Origin of the sequence: Polaribacter sp. KT25b (assembly GCF_900105145.1) — a bacterium.
Classification (GTDB): Bacteria; Bacteroidota; Bacteroidia; order Flavobacteriales; family Flavobacteriaceae; genus Polaribacter.
The window spans coordinates 680656-697784 of sequence record NZ_LT629752.1; the positions used below are offsets into that span (position 1 = coordinate 680656).

Genomic DNA, 17129 nt, shown 5'->3' on the forward strand with positions numbered 1-17129 from the left:
AGTATTTAATATACTATTAATTAATATTCTAAAAAAAAATAAAAGTAGCTTAAATATTCTTACAAAAGTTAATTTTTTTAAAATTAGAATATCATAATAAAAGTTAGATGAAATATTCTGTTTAAAAATTGAATAAAACCAAATTTTATATGAGTCAAGAATTACATTATATGCATTAATTAGTAACCTAAAACATCTCTATTTTTGTATAACAGAAAGCGGTTAATTAAATTTAATTGCAAATTAATTATAAAGATGTAAAGCGTTTGACATCTTTAAAAATAAGCAAACGTTCATTTAAAACACTATAATTATGACTTACACAGAAGAAGTAGGAGAAAAACTAAATGGAATTTTGGAAAAAACTTTTGATGCAGAAAAAGGATTTACAAAAGCTGCAGAAAATATAGAGAATGTAGCACTTAAAAATTATTTTAGAGCAAAATCTCAAGAAAGAAATGCTTTTGGAAATGAATTAAAAACAGAAATTAAATTATTTAATCAAGATATTGATAAAGGTGGAAGTATAGCAGGTTCTGCTCACAGAGCTTGGATGGATATTAAAGCACTTTTTGCTTTGGATGATGAAGAGTCTATGTTAGAAGAAGCTATAAGAGGAGAAAAAACTGCTGTAAAAGAATATGAAGAAGTATTACAAGAAACAACTTTGCCTTCAAGCACAAAATTTTTATTAAAAGCACAAAAAAATAAAATTGAAAACGGATTATATAATATTAAGTCTTTAGAGGATATAAAATAAAGGTTTTTTGTTGGTTGATTAGTTTAAAGGTTGTCTGAAAAGATAGCCTTTTTTTTTGTGTATTATTAGCTTATAATCTTTGTATGAGTTAAAAAGTAATTTATAAGAGTTAATGTAATATCTGTAAACCTATTAAATTTGTAGTGTAGGAAATAGTTAGTATAACTATTTAATTATTAACCATTAAAAACTTATAACTATGTTACGTTGGACAATCACTTTTATAATAATTGCATTAATAGCAGGGATTTTAGGCTTTGGAGGAATTTCAGGAGCTGCAGCTGGAATTGCTAAAATAATTTTTGTTATTTTTATTATTCTTTTCATTTTATCTCTAATTACCGGAAGAAAAAAAGTATAAAATCACTCAAAAAATAAATAAACTATTTAGCTTCTAATTTTAAAAATAAGATAATATTTTAGAAAGTTTACAAATAAAAAAAGCATCCAAATTTTGGATGCTTTTTTACATTATATTTTTTTTGAGAGTAAAATTATTGAATATGAGCTTCAATCTTTTTTTCTGATTTTATAACATTTACAGAAACAATTTTTCCAGCTTCATTCGCTTTCTTTTCTATTTCTTCAACACTACCATCAATTTGTTGTATATCAGTAGTTGTTTTTCCATTAACAGTTGTTGTGGTTGTAATTGTTGCTGCAGCCATTTCTGAATTATCTCCTTTAATTTCTAAACGAACTTCTTTTTTGATTTCTTCTTTATTTGCATGATTTAAATCAACAGAATGACCACCTAAAATAGGTGCAATGACTAAACCTATTAAACAAGTAAGTTTAATTAAAATATTCATTGATGGGCCAGAAGTATCTTTAAAAGGATCTCCAACAGTATCTCCTGTTACAGCAGCTTTATGTGCTTCAGAACCTTTATATGTCATTTCTCCATTAATCATAACACCGGCTTCAAAAGATTTTTTAGCGTTATCCCAAGCTCCACCAGCATTATTTTGAAATATTGCCCAAAGTACACCAGAAACTGTTACACCCGCCATATAACCACCTAACATTTCTGCTATCGCTAATTTTTCCATTCCAAATAATAAAGGAACAAAAGCTATAATTAAAGGAAAACCAATAGTTAACAAACCAGGTAACATCATTTCTTTTAAAGAAGCTTTAGTAGAAATTGCTACACATTTATCATATTCTGGTTTACCTGTTCCTTCCATAATTCCAGGAATATCTTTAAATTGACGACGAACTTCATGTACCATTTCCATTGCTGCTTTACCAACGGCATTCATTGCTAAAGCAGAAAATACAACAGGTACCATTCCACCAACAAAAAGCATTGCTAAAACAGGAGCTTTAAAAATATTAATTCCGTCAATTCCTGTAAAAGTTACATAAGCAGCAAAAAGGGCTAATGAAGTTAAAGCTGCAGAAGCTATGGCAAAACCTTTACCAGTTGCAGCAGTAGTATTACCAACAGAATCTAAAATATCTGTTCTTTCTCTAACAATTGGTTCTTGTTCGCTCATTTCTGCAATACCACCAGCATTATCAGAAATTGGTCCAAAAGCATCAATAGCTAATTGCATAGCAGTAGTTGCCATCATTGCAGAAGCAGCTAAAGCAACACCATAAAAACCAGCAAAAGCGTAAGAAGCCCAAATTGCACCAGCAAATAATAATACTGATGGAAACGTAGAAATCATACCTGTTGCCAAACCAGCAATAATATTTGTACCTGCTCCTGTAGAAGATTGTTGAACAATTTTTAAGATTGGAGATTTACCTAGTCCTGTATAATATTCTGTAACTGATGAAATTACAGCACCAACTACTAAGCCTACTAAAGTTGCATAAAATACTCTCATAGAAGAGATTTCTTGTAAACCTTCGCCAAAAAATTCCATTTTCATGGTTTCTGGTAACATCCATTTACATAATATAAAACAAGCAATTGCTACTAACGCAATAGAAACCCAGTTACCAAGATTTAATGCGCCCATTACTTTTGATTCTTTTGCGTCGTTACTATTTATTTTAACAAGCATTGTACCTATAATAGATATAATAATTCCGATACCAGCAATAGACATTGGTAATAATATTGGACCAATCCCGCCAAAAGCATCAGAAATACTTCCTCCCATATCTTTAATTACATAGTTTCCTAAAACCATTGCAGCTAATACAGTTGCAACATAAGATCCAAATAAGTCTGCTCCCATACCAGCAACATCACCAACGTTATCACCAACATTATCTGCAATTGTAGCAGGATTTCTTGGATCATCTTCTGGGATACCAGCTTCTACTTTACCTACTAAATCTGCACCAACATCTGCAGCTTTTGTGTAGATTCCTCCACCAACTCTAGCAAATAAAGCAATAGATTCTGCTCCTAAAGAAAAACCAGCTAAAGTTTCTAAAACAACGGTCATTTTATCAACAGAAAAAGTGCCTATAGCACCATCCATAAAGTAGTTGTAAAAAATAATAAAAAAGAAAGTTAAACCTAAAACAGCTAAACCTGCAACTCCAAGTCCCATAACTGTTCCACCGCCAAAGGATATTTTTAAGGCATTTGGCAAACTGGTTGTTGCAGCTTGTGTGGTTCTAACATTTGTTTTGGTAGCAATTTTCATTCCTATGTTTCCTGCAAAGGCAGAAAAAACTGCTCCAAAAATAAAAGCTACAACTATTAAAATATGAGTTGTAGGTACAATAAAAGAAACAGCAGCTAGAGCAATACTAACTATAATAACAAAGATTGCTAATAATTTGTACTCTGCATTTAAAAACGCTAAAGCTCCTTCATAAATATGGTCAGAAATTTCTTTCATTTTACCATTTCCTGCATCTTGTTTTAGTACCCAAGATTTCTTAATCCACATGTAGATTAAGCCTAAAATTGCCATTGCAATTGGCATGTAAATCATCATTGATTCCATAAATAATATTTAAAATTGATTAGTTTAAAACGGTAGTAAAAGTAAGGAATTAGGGGGGAATAAAAAACCTCTTAAAAGTTTAATTTTAAGAGGTTGATAAAATAAAGGCGATAAATTATTAAATTTTAAATTTATCAGTCTTTTTATAGTCACTTTCATTATATCTCTTTACAGACTCATGAAAAATTTGAGTTGCTTCTTCTGCATTACCCCAACCGCCAACATCAACTTTTTTCTTTTCTAAATCTTTATAAACTTTAAAAAAGTGTTCTATTTCTTTTAATCTATGAGGGTTTAGATCAGAAATATCATTATTGTTACTCCAGATAGGATCTGAAACGGGTACACAAATAATTTTTTCATCTGGTCCTTTTTCATCAGTCATATGAAAAACACCAATTGCTTTTACTTCACAAACACACATCGGGAAAGTAGGTTCATGTCCTAAAACTAATACGTCTAATGGATCATCATCTTGTGCTAGTGTTTCTGGTACAAAACCATAATCTCCAGGATACATCATAGAAGAAAATAACATTCTGTCGAAACGAATTTTATGTAAATCGAAATCGTATTCGTATTTATTTCTACTTCCTTTAGGTATTTCTATTAAAACATCAAAAGTGTGCTTTTTTTTGTCGCTCATAATTATTTGAATTTTTTTTTGAATTAAAACAAAAATAGTAAATACATAAGTTTTTAAGAAGAAATTGTAGTTTTAAATTTACGCAATGGTTTTCGGTTGCATGTAATTACATCAAAAAAATGAAAAGAAAAGTCCTTTTTAAAATTCATTAAAAAGGACTTTTTGTATTTTAAAAGTAAAGATGTTATTCTTAATTTTGATACTTAAAAACTAAATCTTAAGCCAGCTGTTATACCAAATTTTCGTGCATTTGCGTTCTCTAAATAGTTTCCTCTATAATTTAAATCGACTCTAAGTATTTTAAAGATATTTCCAACACCTACACTATACTCGTAATAAGGTTTAGACGATGGTGCAATAAGTGGTATTTCTGCACTATTTCCTGTAGTACTTAATTCTCTGTTTTCTTCGGATAATTGTCCCCAAAAAGCTTTAAAACCAATAATAGTTCTTAATTTAGTTTTTCTTAATAGAGGAATTCTAGAAAATATTCTACCGTTAAAATTATGCTCTAAATGCAAAGAAGTATAAGTGTCTGTTGTAAACTCATAAAAATCTAATAAATTAAATGTGTTGTCAAAGATAAAATAGGTTTGATTTCCTGGTGCAATATGTAATAATGCTAGCGGGACTTCGCCAAAAGTTTTACCTGTTTCTAAAGAAGTTGTTAATCTACCTAAAGCGCCAATTTTCCATAAATTATAAAATGAAAATTGCACTTTTGTATAATCAAAATCACTATCTAAAAAACCTTTAAAACCTTTTGTTACTTGCATAAAATATTTTGTGTAGTAATAATTAGATATTTCTCGTTTAACACCAAAACCAGTCAATTTTCTTTTAGGATAATATCCAACAGAAAATAATGATTCAAACTGGTTAATTTTAGAAGAAATTCCGTTTGATGATTCTGGATCATTATAATCTAAACTAAAGGTTTCAGAAGCAGAACTTAAGGTTTTATAATTAGCAGCAAGTTTTAGTTCGAAATTTGAAAAAGGTTCTATTTCTGCAGTAAAGTTTGTTAAATTGATGTCTGTAAGTTTATCGTTTGTGCCAGTACTAATTAAAGAAGACGAACCATTGCTTCTACCTAAAACATCTGTAGAAGCTGTAAGCGAAGCTCCTATTTGCTCAATATCCTTTCGGTTACCACCAGATAAAATGAATCTGTTTTTTTTATTGATTAACCATTTTGCTTGATATCCATATTTAAATTCTTCGTCTTTAAAACCATAAGCTGTATAAGCTTCTAATCTAAATAAGTCGTTAATAGTTTTAAATGTTCTACCACCAACACGCACTCTTAACCCTTCTACATCATTAAAACCAAAAGTTGAAAAAATAGGACCATAATCTAAATTTAATTTATCAATCTCAAAATAACCAGAAGAAAGTGTAGCTACTGTTTTAGATAAATTTTTAAATTTTTTAACGGTTTTGAGGGTGTCTAATAATTTGTAGACAGCTTTTTCATCTTCATTTAAGTCTTCTAATCTATTTGTGTTCCAATATTCTTTAGATCTGTTATAAATTGTATCAGAAAAAGCCGTGTAATTTCTTTTCTCGTAAAATTTTTCTTGAGTTACAGGTTTATTAAATTCATAATTTTTATAAATAGTTGTTCTTTTACCATAAACTCCTTTAGATTTTTCTTTTTTATTTAAAGCAAAATCAGATAAAAAATAATCTCTTTCTAAAACAAAAATAGAATCGTTTAATAAATTAAATTCTTGTTCAATATAAATGTCTTTTACCCAGTTAATATTTGCGTTTTTAGGAACTTGCATATTTATTTCCTTTACCGCAAAAGTGCTGTCATTTACCCAGAAATTACCTTTAAAAGTTAATTCGTTACTTCTTCTTGGGTAGTAAATAATGTTATAACACCATTTTTTACCAATAAAAGCACTATCTGCCAAAACATAATTATAATTATTTATTCCTGTTTTTGATAACGGACTCACAAAACTTTTATTAAAAAAGTTTAAGTAATTGTCGTAAATGTTATAATCTGGATAAAGGTTTTCTATATAATCTGTTAATTCTTGATTATTTTTAAAACCTGTATTTTGGTTGGCAATTATAATTTCTTTCTTTTTTTGTTTGATGTTATCTCCATACACTTCAGAAAGCGTTTCGTTTAAGAAAACAGGTAAATATGTTTTACCTGTTAAATTAGAAGTATCAATATCTTTAAAAATAAATTCTAATCCATTAAATATTTTTTTGCTTTTTAACTCTTCATCTATTGTATTTAAATCAAATTCTATTTTTTGATACTTTTTATATTTATATTGCTTAAAATGACTTAGCCCATTTTTACGTTTCTGTGCCCAAATTTTTCTAAGAAGATCAATTGCAGGGTTGTTTTTTTTAGGTTGTTTACCCGTTACAATATATATTGAGTTTAAAGATTCTTGTTGTTCTTCTAAAACAAATTTAAGGTTATAACTAACCTTTTTTTCTAATTTAAATAGTAAGGTTTTATAACCTATAGATGCAATTTCTATTTCATTCCATGTTTTATCAGATTCTATATAAAATTTACCATCTTCATTAGCAACAACACCTTCAGTAGAGTTTTTAAATTGAATACTACAATAAGGAATTGGTTCATTGTTTTGATCAATTATAATTCCGCTAACTTTAGTTTGAGAAAACAAAGAGATAGAAAAAAATAATATAAAAATTAGGGGAAATTTGATTTTCATGATTAATTGTAATACTTATTTATTTAAATAACGCATTAGTTATTTAGTTAGTCTTTTGTCGAGTATTATTTATTTACTTACGTTTTCAAATAATATTTTACAAAAGAATTATCAAAAAATAATATCCTTGATTTTTAGAGAAATAGAAAGAGTTTTAAGATGATTTAAGCAAAAAAAAGACTAATAAATAGAATTTAATAGTCTTTTCTTTTTGTTATAAAAGCAAGTGTTCTACTTTACATACATCACTTCTTTAACCGCCTTAATTACATCTTTAGAATTAGGAATCCAGTTTTCTAATAAAACAGGAGAATATGGTGCAGGAGTATCTGCAGTTGTAATTCTTTTAACAGGAGCATCTAAAAAGTCGAATGCTTCTTCTTGAATTCTGTAAGTAATTTCAGTAGCAACACTTCCAAAAGGCCATGCTTCTTCTAAAACTACTAATCTATTTGTTTTCTTTACAGATTTAATAATTGCTGCATGATCCATAGGTCTTACAGTTCTTAAATCGATAACTTCTACAGAAATATTTTCTTTAGCTAATTCCTCTGCCGCTATATATGCTTCTTTAATAATTTTTCCAAAAGATACTAAAGTAACATCTGTACCTTCTCTTTTAGTTTCTGCAACTCCAATAGGAATAATATATTCTCCTTCTGGAATTTCCATTTTATCACCATACATTTGCTCAGATTCCATAAAAATGACAGGATCATCATCTCTAATAGCAGCTTTTAATAAACCTTTTGCATCATAAGGATTAGATGGTACTATAACTTTTAAACCTGGTGTATTTGCAAACCAGTTTTCAAAAGCTTGTGAATGAGTTGCACCTAATTGACCTGCAGAACCTGTTGGTCCTCTAAAAACAATAGGGCAATTAAATTGACCACCAGACATTTGTCTAATTTTGGCAGCGTTATTTATAATTTGATCAATACCAACTAAAGAGAAGTTAAAAGTCATGTATTCTACAATAGGTCTATTACCATTCATAGCAGAACCAATTGCAATACCTGCAAAACCTAGCTCGGCAATAGGAGTGTCAATTACCCTTTTTTCACCAAACTCATCTAACATTCCTTTACTAGCTTTGTAAGCACCATTGTATTCGGCAACTTCTTCACCCATTAAATAAATGCTTTCGTCTCTACGCATTTCTTCGCTCATTGCTTCGCAAATAGCCTCTCTGAATTGAACTGTTTTCATTTGTTTTAAATAGTTGTTTATGATAAATAACAAAAGTAATAAAATTTGATGTAAACAAAACACAACTTTACGTCTTAAATCTAATTATTTTGATTTATTAATCAGATAAATAAAAAAAGCTCTAAATTAGATTAGTATAATTAATTTATAAATTAAACTTGGTATATATTTTGATACTCTTTTAAAATACAAACTTTGGTTATATTTGCATTAGTTTAGTTATCATAAATTATTTTAATTTAATAAAGTTTTAAAACCTTATACCAATGAAAAACAAATTTTTATATTGTTTTTTTGTCTTAAATATTTTATTTACACCTTTTTGTATTTCACAAGAAAATGAATGTGTAAACTGTGATGTATTACCAGGTCAATTAGATAATTTTAAAGCAGCGTTAACAGATTCTAAAGTGCATTATTATACTAATGGAGGAACAACAAAATTAGATTTAAAAAAGGCAGAAGAAGTTTGTGATGTTAACTATTTTACTACTTGTAATAATTTATTGGTATTAATTTCTACAGGAAAAAAGAATGATAGAACAGAAATAAGACAAGATAAAAACCTAAGCTTAAATCAATACAGTGCTATGGATTTTTCTGCTATTTATGAAAACGTACCTTCATCAAACTCAAAAAAAGGAGTTACAATTGGGCAAATTCATAATGATACAAAAGGAGTTAAAAGACCCTTGTTAAGAGTAGAAATTGCTGGCGGAAATGAAGTTAGAGTTATCGTTACTAGCAGCTATCTTAAAGGAGAAGGTAAAACTGAAAATAATTTTTTTACTTCTTTTAAAGAAAAAGATCAACTAGATTGTAAAATAGAAATTAATGAAGCTGATAACAATGTTACTGTAATTATAAAGAATAATACAACTGGTAAAAGTGAACAAAAATCTTATAATGTAAGTAAGTTGTGGCAAGAAATGGATGGCGAATTCTATTTTAAAGCTGGTGCTTACACTCAGGTTGATGGACCAAAAACCAAAGTAAGTTATAGTAAGTTTCAATTTCTATATTAATTTAATATTAGCATCGAAATTAAGTAAATAAAGATCAAAAAAAAACTCTGCAAATGTGTAGGGTTTTTATTTTTTTTGAAAAATTTATTATGCATGCATAATAAATTAGAAAAAAATTAGTAGTTTTGTAACAAGAAAATAAGTTTATAATAATCAATTTATGAAAATATTAGTTTGTATTAGTCACGTTCCAGATACTACTTCAAAAATTAATTTTACAGATAACGATACTAAGTTTGATACAAATGGAGTTCAGTTTGTAATTAATCCTTATGACGAATTTAGCCTTACAAGAGCAATGTGGTTTAAAGAAAAACAAGGAGCAACTGTAACTGTTGTTAATGTTGGTAACTCTACTACAGAACCTACTTTACGTAAAGCTTTAGCAATAGGAGCAGATGACGCAATTCGTGTAAATATAGAGCCTACAGATGGTTTAGCTGTTGCTAAACAATTAGCAGAAGTTGTAAAAAACGGAGGTTATGATTTAGTTTTAGCAGGTAGAGAATCTATAGATTATAATGGAGGTATGGTTCCTGGAATGTTAGCAGCTTTATTAGATTACAACTTTGTAAATGGTTGTATAGGTATTGAAGTTGAAGGGGAATCAGTTAAATTATCTAGAGAAATTGATGGAGGAACAGAAGATTTAAGTACTTTTTTGCCATTAGTTGTTGCTGGACAAAAAGGTATTGTAGAAGAAAAAGATTTACGCATACCAAATATGCGTGGAATTATGATGGCTCGTAAAAAACCTTTAAATGTGGTAGAACCTGTTGATGCAGAAAGTGCAACATCAATTGTATCATTTGAAAAACCAGCAGCTAAAGGAGCTGTAAAATTAGTAGATGCAGATAATATAGATGAGTTAATTAGCTTATTACATAACGAAGCTAAAGTAATTTAATTTTTACCAAAAATTAAATTATGCTGAACTTGTTTCAGTCTAAATAAAATAAAAATGTGAAAATGTTTAAGCGTTGAATTGTGTAACTGTTAAAGTTATTTTCAACAATTACACGATTAAACAAATAAACAATTAAACAAAATAAAAAATATGTCAGTTTTAGTCTTTGCAGATTCAGCAGAAGGGAAATTCAAAAAGAGCGCTTTTGAAGTAGTTTCTTATGGAAAAAAAGTTGCTGAACAATTAGAAAGTAATTTAGTTGTTTTAACAATTAATGCTCAGAAAAATGAAGATTTATACGCTTACGGAGCAGAAAAAGTAGTTTCAGTTTCTAACGATTCTTTAGCGGTTTTTAATGCCAAAGCATATTCATCAATAATAAAACAAGTTGCAGACGCACAAAATTCATCCGTAGTAATTTTAGATTCTAGTATTGATGGTTTATTTATTGCTCCAATGTTAGCAGTTACTTTAAATGCAGGTTATGCTTCTAATGTTGTTGCATTGCCAAGTAGTACAAGCCCTTTTACTGTAAAAAGAAAAGCGTTTTCTAGTAAAGCATTTTCAAATACTGTAATTTCTTCGGATAAAAAAGTAATTGGCGTTGCTAAAAATGCATACGGAATTCACGAAAATCTTGTAACTGGAACAATAGAAAGTTTTGATGCTTCAATTTCTGATGCAGATTTAAAAGTGAAATCAGAAAAAATTGAAAAAGTTTCTGGTAAAGTAACCATTGCAGATGCAGATATTGTTGTTTCTGCAGGTAGAGGTTTAAAAGGCCCAGAAAATTGGGGAATTATTGAGGAGTTGGCAGATGTTTTAGGCGCTGCAACTGCTTGTTCTAAACCAGTTTCAGATTTAGGTTGGCGTCCTCATGGCGAGCATGTTGGGCAAACAGGAAAACCAGTTGCTTCAAATTTGTATATTGCTATCGGAATTTCTGGAGCAATTCAACATTTAGCAGGAATTAATGCATCAAAAGTAAAGGTAGTTATTAATACAGATCCAGAAGCGCCTTTCTTTAAAGCTGCAGATTATGGTATTGTTGGTGATGCTTTTGAGGTGGTTCCAAAATTAATAGAGAAGCTAAAAGCTTTTAAGCAAGCTTAATTCAAATATTCAAACAATGTTTCGAAAACCTACTTAGTTTAACCTTTGTAGGTTTTTACTTTTAATAAAAACAGTAGAAATCAGTTTTCAATCTATTATTTTTATTAAATTGTGCCCTTGATTAAGAATATCAAAATTTATAATTTTTGTTATTTCTAATAATGAAGAAATTTTTAGTTTAAAGATTACTTCAATTTAGCTATTATGATGTTATTAAATTTTAGATATTCATACTTTTTTTTGCAGAAAGATATATGAGTTTAATACTACTTACCATAAAAGGAATTTCTTACAGTCAAACTCAAAGTGGTGCTTATGCATTAGTTTTGAGTGAAATTGAAGGAACAAGAACCTTACCTATCATTATTGGAGCTTTTGAAGCACAATCTATAGCAATAGCTTTAGAAACAGAAATTAGACCTCCTAGACCATTAACACACGATTTATTTAAAACATTCGCAGATACTTTTGATATCCATATTAAAGAAATAATTATTCATAAATTAGTAGATGGCGTTTTCTTTTCTAGCTTAATTTGTGAAAGAGACGGTAAAGAAGAGGTAATAGATACCAGAACTTCTGATGCTATTGCTATTGCCGTTCGTTTTAATGCGCCAATTTATACGTATGAAAATATTTTAGATAAAGCGGGTATTTATTTAAAAGTGGACGAAGAAATGGATTTTGAAAATAAAGATGAGTCCACAGAAATTTCTATAGAATTTGAGAAAGCGCCAGAAAAGGATAAAAATAGTTTTTCTAGCTTAACTTTAAAAGAATTAAATAATCAATTAAATGATGCAGTTACAGATGAAAATTATGAGCTTGCTGCAAAAATTAGAGACGAAATTAGCAATCGTTCTTAACTACTTACCCTTATGAAAAAACTTTTTATATTTCTATTTTCAATAGTTTCATTGACTTTATATTCTCAAGAAATTGAACAAAATTGGAGCTTTTCATCCATCAAAAAAAATGATGGAAAAGAATTAATTAAAACAGATTCTACAGATATTTTTAATCTAAAGAATGGAAAATTTATCTACTCTTTAAAAGGAAATGATAATTTACAAGCTTCAGGAAACTATATTCATCAGAATAATTTATTAATTTTTAACTTTAAAGAACCTAAAGATACTGTTAGATATTTTAATATTGTTTCTTTTGATAAGGCTAGTTTAGTGCTTTCTGAAAATGATGTAATCTATAATTTATCTTCTAAAACTGAAGCAAACATAGAAATTACTCAAGATGATGCAGTTTTAATTGCTGATGATATTGCAACATCCGAAGAAAAAGAGGATATAATTTTACCAAGTAAAGGGTTTTCTATTGATACTTTGTGGCGTGGTATGATAGGAATGCTTTCTTTAATAATAATTGCATTTCTATTTAGTTCAAACAAAAAAGCAATAGAATGGAAAACTGTTCTTTTGGGAATTGTATTTCAACTATTAATAGCTATTGGAGTTTTAAAAGTTGGTTTTATCCAAAAAACTTTTGAGTGGGTAGGTGGTTTGTTTGTAAGTGTTTTAGATTATACGAGGGCAGGAAGTAAATTCTTGTTTGAAGGCTTAGTGGTCGATATGGATAAATTTGGATTCATTTTTGCATTTCAAGTTTTACCAACAATTATTTTCTTCTCAGCTTTAACGTCTTTATTATTTTATTTAGGTTTAATTCAAAAAGTTGTAAAAGTATTAGCATTGTTATTAACCAAAGTTTTAAAAATTTCTGGAGCGGAAAGTTTATCTGTTGCAGGTAATATTTTCTTAGGACAAACAGAAGCGCCTTTATTAATTAAAGCATATTTAGAAAAGATGAATAAATCTGAAATGCTTTTGGTGATGATTGGTGGAATGGCAACAGTTGCTGGAGCAGTTTTAGCAGCATATATTGGTTTTCTTGGTGGTGATGATCCTGTTTTAAGGTTACAATTTGCTAAACATTTGCTAGCAGCTTCTGTAATGGCAGCTCCTGGAGCAATTGTAATTTCAAAAATTTTATATCCTCAAACAGAAGAAATAAATACAGACGTTAGTGTTTCTCAAGAAAAAATTGGATCAAATATTTTAGATGCAATTGCAAACGGAACAACAGAAGGTTTACGTTTGGCAGTAAATGTTGGTGCTATGTTATTAGTGTTTGTAGCTTTTATTGCGATGGTAAATGGAATTCTAGGTTGGGTAGGAGAAATTACTACTTTAAATACTTGGATGGCTGCAAATACTTCGTATACTAGTTTTTCTTTAGAAGCAATTTTAGGATATATTTTTGCACCTTTAATGTGGTTAATTGGTGTTCCTGCTGTTGATATGGCTTTAATGGGACAATTATTAGGTATTAAATTAGCAGCAAGCGAGTTTATAGGTTATATACAATTAGCAGAGCTTAAAGATGTAACAAACGGAATTCATTTAACGTATGAAAAATCAATTATAATGGCTACTTATATGTTATGCGGATTTGCAAATTTTGCATCTATAGGAATTCAAATTGGTGGAATTGGTTCTTTAGCTCCTGGGCAAAGAAAAACATTATCAGAATTTGGAATGAAAGCACTTATTGGAGGAACAATAGCTTCTTTAATGTCTGCAACTATTGCTGGGATGATTATTGGTTAGAGATTTAATGACTAAAAAGTTATTTTAAATCGTTAATAACTTTTATATATTATTAAAAAGCTTCAACAAAAAACGTTGAAGCTTTTTTTTATTTTTACACCACTTTGTTTAAAATAGTTAAACGAATAAACAATTTAACAATTACACATCAGAATGAAGCAATATCACGATTTAGTAAAACACGTTTTAGAAAACGGAAATGTAAAAGGAGATAGAACAGGAACAGGTACAAAAAGTGTTTTTGGATATCAAATGCGTTTCGATTTAAGTGAAGGTTTCCCAATGGTAACTACTAAAAAGTTACATTTAAAATCAATAATTTACGAATTGCTTTGGTTTATAAAAGGGGATACAAATATTAAATATTTACAAGAAAATGGTGTAAAAATCTGGAATTCTTGGGCTGATGAAAATGGAGATTTAGGACCAGTTTACGGGCATCAATGGCGTAACTGGAATAGTGATGAAGTAGATCAAATAAAAGAAGTAATTGATACTTTAAAGACAAATCCTAATTCTAGAAGAATGTTGGTCTCTGCATGGAATCCATCAGTTTTGCCAGATACAAGTGTTTCTTTTTCAGAAAATGTAGCAAATAATAAGGCAGCTTTGCCTCCTTGTCATGCATTTTTTCAGTTTTATGTTTCTGATGGAAAGCTATCTTGTCAGTTGTATCAAAGAAGTGCAGATATATTTTTAGGAGTCCCTTTTAATATTGCTTCTTATGCTTTATTTACAATGATGATTGCACAAGTTTGTGGTTATGAAGTAGGTGATTTTATACACACTTTTGGTGATGCGCATATTTATAATAATCATCAAGAACAATTAGAATTACAATTGTCTAGAGATTTAAGAGCGCTACCAAAAATGAAAATAAATCCAGCAATAAAAGATATCGAAGATTTTAAATTCGAAGATTTTGAGCTGTTAAATTATAATCCGCATCCTCATATAAAAGGAGCAGTTGCTGTATAATAAAAAAGAGCTTTAAAATTTAAATTTTAAAGCTCTTTTTTATTATTTTATAAACTTAATAGACTGTTATCTGCACCGGCAAAATCGCTCCAAACTACTCCGTCTGCTTCTTGCTCATTTACATATTCTCCATCAACTAAATATCTAAATTCATAAGAATTTCCAGATTCTAAATCAACAGTTCCTTTAAAAGTTCCATTTTTTAATTTTTTAAGAGGTGTTGCTTTTTCATTCCATTCATTAAAGCTTCCTACTACTGCAACATTTTTAGCCTCTTCTGGAGCTAAAGAAAATGTTACTTTACAAACTGGTTTGCTTTTCAAAAATTGTTTTTTAATTGCCATAATTTATTAATTATAAATTCATTGGTAAAAATATACAACAATTTAAAGTTGACAAATAATATTCAGCATTAATGATAAAGAATTATTACATTATCAATTTTGTATGAGCAAATCTTCTATTTTCTAAAAAAAATAGATTTTTAATTATTGTATAGCTAAAATCAGATAAGTTTCTTCTTGCTTGATTTACAGATATTTTCATCGCAAACGTATTCGTAATACTCAATTTTTAGACTAAAAAGGCTTAAAAATGTCAATTCTCAAAACATTTGCTGTAATTTTGCATAAATTCAACTAATAAAAATGATTACAATAATTGCAGCAATCGCAAAAAATAATGCTTTAGGTAAAGACAATGATTTAATTTGGCATTTACCTGCAGATTTAAAGCGTTTTAAAAAAGTTACTACAGGTCATCATATTTTAATGGGTAGAAATACTTTTGAATCTATTGGTAAACCTTTGCCAAATAGAACAACTATTATTGTTACCAGAAATAAAAATTATTTTAAAGATGGATGTTTAATAGCTAATAGTTTAGAAGATGCAATTGAATTAGCGAAAAATGATGCTGAAATTTATGTAATTGGTGGTGCAGAAATTTATAAATATGCAATCGAAAATAATTTGGTAGATGCTTTAGACATAACTTTAGTGCATCATGAGTTTGAAGCGGATGCTTTTTTTCCAGAAATAGATACCAAAATTTGGAAAGAAGTGTCTAGGGAAGATTTTAAAGCAGATAAAAAAAATAATTTTGATTATAGTTTTGTAAGTTATAGAAAAATTAATTAATCCTATTGGTTCTAAAATTACCACCTAAATTCATTTTATATTTTTGTTGTGCAAACAAAAAGTAATTAAAAAGTTTATAATTTACTTCATAACCATAATCTATTGTAGATTGATAATCAACAATATTCTCATAAATATTAGGGTTAAATAGTCTTGGATTTCTGGCTCTGTTATTCCATTCTAAAACCCAAACTCTATTTCTAGCTTCTAAATAATTTTGAGAATAAAAACCTTCTGGTTGCGCCCTAGAATTTAAAAAAAATGTAAATCCTGGATCAATAATTATTACTTCATACTCTAAACTATCATTTGCAATAACAACAGGCTTTTCTTTTTCTTTAGTTTTGTTATTAATATTTGATGAACCACAAGCCCAAAAAAAGATTGCAGTAACAAATAGAAAAAGTGTTTGTTTTAAGAGTTTCATAATCAGTAGTTTTATGAAAAGTAAAGTTGCAAAAATTATTCCAGAATCCATTGTTTTTTAAATCTTTTAACATTAATTTGATACTTTAAAATAATAAGAATGAAACACAGGTGTTTTTGGGTAACAGACAGTAAATTATATAAAGATTATCATGATAATGAATGGGGACAACCCGTTTTTGATGACGCAATTTTGTTTGAATTTTTAATTTTAGAAACTTTTCAGGCAGGTTTAAGTTGGATAACTATTTTAAACAAAAGAGAAAATTTTAGAATGGCTTTTGATAATTTCGATTATAAAAAAATTGCAACTTATCCAGAAAGTAAATATGAATCTTTATTGTTAGATAGAGGCATCATCAGAAATAAATTAAAGATAAAAAGTGCTATTACAAACGCACAATTATTTATAGAAATTCAACAAGAATTTGGTTCTTTTTCTAATTTTATTTGGAGTTATGTAGATGATAAACCCATCATTAATAATTTTGCTAAAAGAGAAGAAGTGCCTGCTACAACCAGTATTTCTGATAAAATTTCGAAAGATTTAAAAAAACGCGGATTTAAATTTGTGGGTTCAACCGTAATGTATGCGTACATGCAAGCTGTAGGAATGGTAAATGATCATACAACAGATTGTTTTAAATACCCTAATTAAGCACAA

General features: G+C 28.6%; 16 protein-coding genes. 10 read left to right on the forward strand and 6 right to left on the reverse strand.

Annotated features, from left to right (window positions below; all coding sequences use genetic code 11):
- Positions 1–313: 313 nt before the first annotated feature.
- Together BLT70_RS02685 and BLT70_RS02690 are read left to right on the forward strand one after the other, a co-directional pair.
- Positions 314–760: a PA2169 family four-helix-bundle protein gene (locus BLT70_RS02685; protein WP_368086343.1), complete on the forward strand. Its 447-nt coding sequence runs from the start codon at positions 314–316 to the stop codon at positions 758–760.
- Between the two features lie 199 nt (positions 761–959).
- Positions 960–1121, forward strand: a complete 162-nt coding sequence (locus BLT70_RS02690; protein ID WP_091891208.1) for a DUF1328 family protein — start codon at positions 960–962, stop codon at positions 1119–1121.
- Positions 1122–1254: 133 nt separating this feature from the next.
- Here the strand turns inward: BLT70_RS02690 and BLT70_RS02695 are convergent, their stop codons facing one another.
- The 4 genes from BLT70_RS02695 to BLT70_RS02710 all read right to left on the reverse strand — a co-directional run bounded on the left by BLT70_RS02695 (position 1255) and on the right by BLT70_RS02710 (position 8253).
- On the reverse strand, positions 1255–3681 hold the full coding sequence (locus BLT70_RS02695) for a sodium-translocating pyrophosphatase (protein WP_091891211.1): 2427 nt from the start codon (positions 3679–3681) through the stop codon (positions 1255–1257).
- A gap of 118 nt (positions 3682–3799) precedes the next feature.
- Positions 3800–4327, reverse strand: coding sequence for an inorganic diphosphatase (locus BLT70_RS02700; RefSeq protein WP_091891215.1), 528 nt, complete (start codon positions 4325–4327; stop codon positions 3800–3802).
- Between the two features lie 203 nt (positions 4328–4530).
- The gene (locus BLT70_RS02705) at positions 4531–7041 is read right to left on the reverse strand and encodes a DUF5686 family protein (protein ID WP_091891218.1); all 2511 of its coding nucleotides are present in this window, start codon (positions 7039–7041) and stop codon (positions 4531–4533) included.
- 231 nt (positions 7042–7272) lie between these two features.
- Positions 7273–8253 carry a pyruvate dehydrogenase complex E1 component subunit beta gene (locus tag BLT70_RS02710; RefSeq protein WP_091891221.1) on the reverse strand — a complete coding sequence of 327 codons (981 nt, stop codon included), beginning with the start codon at positions 8251–8253 and terminating at the stop codon, positions 7273–7275.
- Between the two features lie 266 nt (positions 8254–8519).
- On the opposite strand from BLT70_RS02710, the gene BLT70_RS02715 reads away from it, so the two are divergent.
- From BLT70_RS02715 to BLT70_RS02740, 6 genes are all read left to right on the forward strand, one after another.
- Entirely contained in the window at positions 8520–9278 is a 759-nt protein-coding gene (locus BLT70_RS02715) for a polysaccharide lyase family 7 protein (protein WP_091891224.1), read from the forward strand.
- A gap of 160 nt (positions 9279–9438) precedes the next feature.
- On the forward strand, positions 9439–10185 hold the full coding sequence (locus BLT70_RS02720; RefSeq protein ID WP_091891227.1) for an electron transfer flavoprotein subunit beta/FixA family protein: 747 nt from the start codon (positions 9439–9441) through the stop codon (positions 10183–10185).
- 150 nt (positions 10186–10335) lie between these two features.
- Entirely contained in the window at positions 10336–11298 is a 963-nt protein-coding gene (locus BLT70_RS02725; protein WP_091891230.1) for an electron transfer flavoprotein subunit alpha/FixB family protein, read from the forward strand.
- Between the two features lie 254 nt (positions 11299–11552).
- Positions 11553–12164: a bifunctional nuclease family protein gene (locus tag BLT70_RS02730; protein WP_091891233.1), complete on the forward strand. Its 612-nt coding sequence runs from the start codon at positions 11553–11555 to the stop codon at positions 12162–12164.
- Between the two features lie 12 nt (positions 12165–12176).
- The gene (locus BLT70_RS02735) at positions 12177–13922 is read left to right on the forward strand and encodes a NupC/NupG family nucleoside CNT transporter (RefSeq protein WP_091891236.1); all 1746 of its coding nucleotides are present in this window, start codon (positions 12177–12179) and stop codon (positions 13920–13922) included.
- A gap of 153 nt (positions 13923–14075) precedes the next feature.
- Complete coding sequence (locus BLT70_RS02740; protein ID WP_091891239.1) at positions 14076–14900, forward strand: thymidylate synthase; 825 nt, start codon at positions 14076–14078, stop codon at positions 14898–14900.
- 47 nt (positions 14901–14947) lie between these two features.
- Here the strand turns inward: BLT70_RS02740 and BLT70_RS02745 are convergent, their stop codons facing one another.
- On the reverse strand, positions 14948–15244 hold the full coding sequence (locus BLT70_RS02745; protein WP_091891242.1) for an isoamylase early set domain-containing protein: 297 nt from the start codon (positions 15242–15244) through the stop codon (positions 14948–14950).
- Between the two features lie 303 nt (positions 15245–15547).
- Between BLT70_RS02745 and BLT70_RS02750 the strand changes: the two genes are divergently transcribed.
- Positions 15548–16039 carry a dihydrofolate reductase gene (locus BLT70_RS02750; protein ID WP_091891245.1) on the forward strand — a complete coding sequence of 164 codons (492 nt, stop codon included), beginning with the start codon at positions 15548–15550 and terminating at the stop codon, positions 16037–16039.
- Here the strand turns inward: BLT70_RS02750 and BLT70_RS02755 are convergent.
- Positions 16032–16466, reverse strand: a complete 435-nt coding sequence (locus BLT70_RS02755) for a DUF6146 family protein (protein WP_091891247.1) — start codon at positions 16464–16466, stop codon at positions 16032–16034. The two genes, BLT70_RS02750 and BLT70_RS02755, sit on opposite strands and share 8 nt — an antisense overlap.
- Before the next feature lie 99 nt (positions 16467–16565).
- On the opposite strand from BLT70_RS02755, the gene BLT70_RS02760 reads away from it, so the two are divergent.
- Positions 16566–17123: a DNA-3-methyladenine glycosylase I gene (locus tag BLT70_RS02760; RefSeq protein ID WP_091891250.1), complete on the forward strand. Its 558-nt coding sequence runs from the start codon at positions 16566–16568 to the stop codon at positions 17121–17123.
- Positions 17124–17129 lie beyond the last annotated feature (6 nt).